Source organism: Mesorhizobium sp. M7A.F.Ca.CA.001.08.2.1 (assembly GCF_003998455.1).
Taxonomy (GTDB): Bacteria; Pseudomonadota; Alphaproteobacteria; order Rhizobiales; family Rhizobiaceae; genus Mesorhizobium; species Mesorhizobium ciceri.
In genome coordinates this window covers 1-4,623 of the sequence record NZ_RZPW01000512.1, presented here as the reverse complement: position 1 = coordinate 4,623, position 4,623 = coordinate 1, and the positions used below count along the sequence as shown (strand labels likewise).

Here is a 4,623-nt window from a genome sequence, read left to right as displayed (position 1 = left end):
CCATATTGTGCCTGCCGCTGGCGATGCTGATCTTCACGGCCATCGCCGTCGTGCTGCCGACCGGCGTGGCGTCGATGGGCAATGCCGGCCCGCACGGCTTCTCGGAGGTCCTCTATGCCTACACGTCGGCGGCGGCCAACAACGGTTCGGCCTTTGGCGGCCTCAGCGGCAACACGCCCTGGTACAACATCACCATCGGCATCGGCATGCTGATGGGCCGCTTCCTGGTCATCATCCCGGCACTGGCCATTGCCGGCTCGCTGGTGGCGAAGAAAACGGTTCCGGCCTCCGCCGGCACCTTCCCGACCGATGGCCCGCTGTTCGTCGGGCTGCTGGTCGGCGTCATCCTGATCGTCGGTGGCCTCACCTTCTTCCCCGCGCTCGCCGTCGGACCGATCATCGAGCACCTGGCGATGGCTCACGGGCAGACCTTCTGAGGCCGCCATGTCGTGGTTCAATGCCATGCGCCGCAAGGTCGCCCACAGGGACGATCACGGAAAGGAGGAGGGACCTCCTCCTTTCCCGACCCTATCGACGTTTCTCGGCCTTGCGGCAGTCATGCTCGTCCTCTGGCTGCTGGCCTACGGGCCGCCCCATCTCTTTTCGGCATCCGATCATCCGGTGCCGTCCAACAACACCGAAGCCGGAGCTTCAAAATGAGCAACTCGAAATCAGCCAGCATCATGGATGCCGGCATCCTGCTTCCCGCCATCGGCGGCGCCTTCCGCAAGCTCGACCCGCGCACGCTGGCCAGGAACCCGGTGATGTTCGTCGTTGCCGTCGTCTCGGCGCTCACCACTGTGCTGTTCGTCAAGGACCTGGTCTCCGGCGGCGGCAATCTCGGCTTCACGCTGCAGATCATCATCTGGCTTTGGTTCACCGTGCTGTTCGCCAACTTCGCCGAAGCGGTCGCAGAAGGCCGCGGCAAGGCGCAGGCGGATTCGCTGCGCAAGGCACGCACCGAGACCAAGGCCAAGCTTTTGACCGGTGAAGACCGCACCAAATACAAACTTGTGCCCGGCACCAGCCTCAAGGTCGGCGATGCCGTGCTGGTCGAGGCCGGCGACATCATCCCGTCCGACGGCGAAGTGATCGAAGGCGTCGCTTCGGTCAACGAGGCCGCGATCACGGGCGAATCCGCGCCGGTGATCCGCGAATCCGGCGGCGATCGTTCGGCGGTCACCGGCGGCACGCAGGTGCTGTCCGACTGGGTTCGCGTGCGCATCACGGCGGCTTCCGGCCACACCTTCCTCGACCGCATGATCTCGCTGGTCGAAGGTGCGGAGCGCCAGAAGACGCCGAACGAGATCGCGCTCAACATCCTGCTCGTCGGCATGACGCTGATCTTCGTGCTGGCCACCGCGACGATCCCGAGTTTTGCTTCCTATTCGGGCGGCTATATTTCGGTGACCGTTCTGGTGGCGCTGTTCGTCACCTTGATCCCGACCACGATCGGGGCGCTGCTTTCGGCCATCGGCATCGCCGGCATGGACCGTCTGGTGCGATTCAACGTGCTGGCCATGTCGGGTCGCGCCGTGGAAGCCGCAGGCGACGTCGACACGCTGCTGCTCGACAAGACCGGCACGATCACGCTCGGCAACCGCCAGGCGACGCAGTTCCGCCCGGTCAAGGGCGTCACCGAACAGGAACTGGCCGACGCGGCCCAGCTTGCCTCGCTCGCCGACGAAACGCCGGAAGGCCGTTCCATCGTCGTGCTGGCCAAGGAGAAATACGCCATCCGCGCCCGCGACATGGCAACGCTGCACGCCACCTTCGTGCCCTTCACAGCACAGACCCGTATGAGCGGCGTCGACATCGATGGTTCGTCGGTGCGCAAGGGCGCCGTGGATTCCGTGCTTGCTCATGTCAACCAATCGACGGTCGCAGCCCATGCCACGCGGCCCGGCAGCGATACCGTCAGGGATCTCCAGGCCATCGCCGACGAGATCGCCAAGTCCGGCGGCACGCCGCTGGCGGTCGAACGCGACGGCCGCCTGCTCGGCGTCATCCACCTCAAGGACATCGTCAAGGGCGGTATCAGGGAGCGCTTCACCGAACTGCGCCGCATGGGAATCCGCACGGTGATGATCACCGGCGACAACCCGATGACGGCGGCGGCCATCGCTGCGGAAGCCGGCGTCGACGACTTCCTCGCCCAGGCCACACCGGAGGACAAGCTGAAGCTGATCCGCGACGAACAGGCCAAGGGCAAGCTGGTTGCCATGTGCGGCGACGGCACCAACGATGCGCCGGCCCTCGCGCAAGCCGATGTCGGTGTCGCCATGAACACCGGCACGGTCGCCGCCCGCGAGGCCGGCAACATGATCGATCTCGACAGCGATCCGACCAAGCTCATCGAGATCGTCGAGATCGGCAAGGCGCTCTTGATGACGCGGGGCTCGCTGACGACCTTCTCGATCGCCAATGACGTCGCCAAGTATTTCGCCATCATCCCGGCGATGTTCGCCGTCTTCTACGTCGCACCGGGACAGACGACCGGCCCGCTGCAGGCACTCAACGTCATGCATCTGGCGACGCCGCAGAGTGCCATCCTGTCGGCCATCATCTTCAACGCGCTGATCATCATCGCGCTGATCCCGCTGTCGCTGAAGGGCGTCAAATATCGGGCCATCGGCGCCGGCGCGCTGCTCAGCCGCAATCTTCTCGTCTACGGCCTCGGCGGCCTCATCGTGCCTTTCGTCGGCATCAAGGCGATCGACATGATCGTCACCGCGCTTGGCCTCGCTTAACTCTTTGTTTTAACGCAATTCCCTAGGGAAAACCGCTTCACACTTTTCCTGGAATTGCTTTGAGGAACATCTCCATGCTCACCCAGATAAGACCCGCGATCATCATGATCGTCTTCTTCACGGTCCTGACCGGCCTGATCTATCCCCTGGGCATGACCGGCATCGCCCAGGCGCTGTTTCCGCGGCAGGCCAATGGCAGCCTGGTCGAGAGGGACGGCAAGATCATCGGCTCCGAATTGATCGGCCAGGGGTTTGCCAGCGACAAGTATTTCCACGGCCGCCCCTCGGCTGCCGGCGACGGCTACAATGCAGCCGCCTCGAGCGGCAGCAATCTCGGCCCGACCAGTCCCAAGCTGATCGACCGCATCAAGGGCGACGCCGAGAAGTTGAAAGCGGAAAACCCGAACCAGCCTGTTCCGATGGATCTGGTGACGACGTCCGGCAGTGGCCTCGATCCCGACATCAGCCCGGAAGCCGCCTACTTCCAGGTCGCCCGGGTGGCCAAGGCCAGGGGCATCGAGGAGGCCAGGGTCAAGGCGGTTGTCGATGCCCAAGTCGAGGGCAGGGAACTCGGCTTCATGGGCGAGCCTGTGGTCAATGTGCTCGGTCTCAACCTTGCGCTGGACGTAGCGAAAGAGTGAATGGCGGCGGCCGGGGATCGACAGTACCCCCGGCGCCATCCATGATCGATCCCGATGCCTGACGACAGAAGCAGCGACACCAGACCCTCGCCCGACGCACTGCTTGACCATGCCGAGCGGGAGGGTCGCGGCCGCCTGAGAATTTTCCTCGGCGCGGCACCCGGCGTCGGCAAAACCTATGAGATGCTGATGTCGGGCCGCGCCAGGCTGGCCGACGGCGTGGATGTGGTGATCGGCGTCGTCGAGACGCATGGCCGCAAGGAGACGCTGGCCCTGGTCGAGGGCTATGAGGTCATTCCCCGCCGCAAGGTCGACTACAAGGGGCGCATCCTCGACGAGATGGATATCGATGCCATCCTCGCCCGGCGCCCGGCGCTGGTTCTTGTCGACGAACTCGCCCACACCAATGCGCCCGGCAGCCGCCATCCCAAGCGCTACCTCGACGTCCAGGAGATCCTGACGCACGGCATCGACGTCTATACGACGCTCAACATCCAGCATGTCGAAAGCCTGAACGACGTCGTCGCCCAGATCACCAAGGTCAGGGTCCGCGAGACGGTTCCCGATTCCATCATCGACCAGGCCGACGATGTCGAGATCATCGATCTCACCCCCGACGACCTGATCAAGCGGCTCGAGGAAGGCAAGGTCTATTTCCCCAACACCGCGCAGCGCGCGATCGAGAACTATTTCTCACCGGGCAATCTGACGGCGCTCAGGGAACTGGCGCTGCGCCGCACCGCGCAGCGTGTCGACGACCAGTTGCTCATCCATATGCAGGCGCACGCCATTCCCGGACCGTGGGCGGCAGGCGAAAGGGTCCTCGTCTGCCTCGACGCGCGACCTGGAGGAGCGGCCCGCGTGCGCTATGCACGCAGGCTGGCCGACCGGCTGCGTGCTCCTTGGACGGCGCTGCACGTCGACAGCACGCGCTCGGCCAGCATGCCCGAGGATGACAAGGACCGGCTGGCGACGAACCTGCGCCTTGCCCAGCAGCTTGGCGCCGAGGTGACGACCATTCCGGGTCAGAATGTGGCGCAGGACATCGTGCGTTATGCGACGGCGAACAATTTTACCCATATCGTCGTGGGCAGGCCGACCCGGTCGCGCTGGCGCGAATTGATCGAAGGCTCGCTCACCTACGATCTCATCCGCAATGCCGGCGATATCAGCGTCCATGTCATTTCGGGAAGCGAACGCGGCACCGAGGCGGCGTCGCGGAGCGTCAAGGC

General features: G+C 64.6%; 5 protein-coding genes. All 5 read left to right on the top strand.

The window, feature by feature from the left end:
• On the top strand, positions 1 to 437 hold a 437-nt coding region (locus EN914_RS25110), incomplete at its 5' end, for a potassium-transporting ATPase subunit KdpA (protein WP_206527233.1).
• A 25-nt stretch (positions 438 to 462) separates the two neighbouring features.
• Positions 463 to 660, top strand: coding sequence for a hypothetical protein (locus EN914_RS25105; protein WP_224621338.1), 198 nt, complete (start codon positions 463 to 465; stop codon positions 658 to 660).
• On the top strand, positions 657 to 2,750 hold the full coding sequence (gene kdpB / locus EN914_RS25100) for a potassium-transporting ATPase subunit KdpB (protein ID WP_024502785.1): 2,094 nt from the start codon (positions 657 to 659) through the stop codon (positions 2,748 to 2,750). The genes EN914_RS25105 and kdpB overlap by 4 nt, the downstream gene beginning before the upstream one ends.
• A 74-nt stretch (positions 2,751 to 2,824) precedes the next feature.
• Positions 2,825 to 3,391, top strand: coding sequence for a potassium-transporting ATPase subunit KdpC (kdpC, locus tag EN914_RS25095; protein WP_024502784.1), 567 nt, complete (start codon positions 2,825 to 2,827; stop codon positions 3,389 to 3,391).
• A gap of 54 nt (positions 3,392 to 3,445) precedes the next feature.
• Positions 3,446 to 4,623: universal stress protein (locus EN914_RS25090; RefSeq protein WP_164778889.1), on the top strand; the 1,178-nt coding region annotated here is incomplete at its 3' end.

Coding starts and splice junctions, on each gene's coding strand:
- EN914_RS25105 (WP_224621338.1), top strand. CDS start 463: ATGCGCCGCAAGGTCGCCCACAGGGACGATCACGGAAAGGAGGAGGGA.
- kdpB (WP_024502785.1), top strand. CDS start 657: ATGAGCAACTCGAAATCAGCCAGCATCATGGATGCCGGCATCCTGCTT.
- kdpC (WP_024502784.1), top strand. CDS start 2,825: ATGCTCACCCAGATAAGACCCGCGATCATCATGATCGTCTTCTTCACG.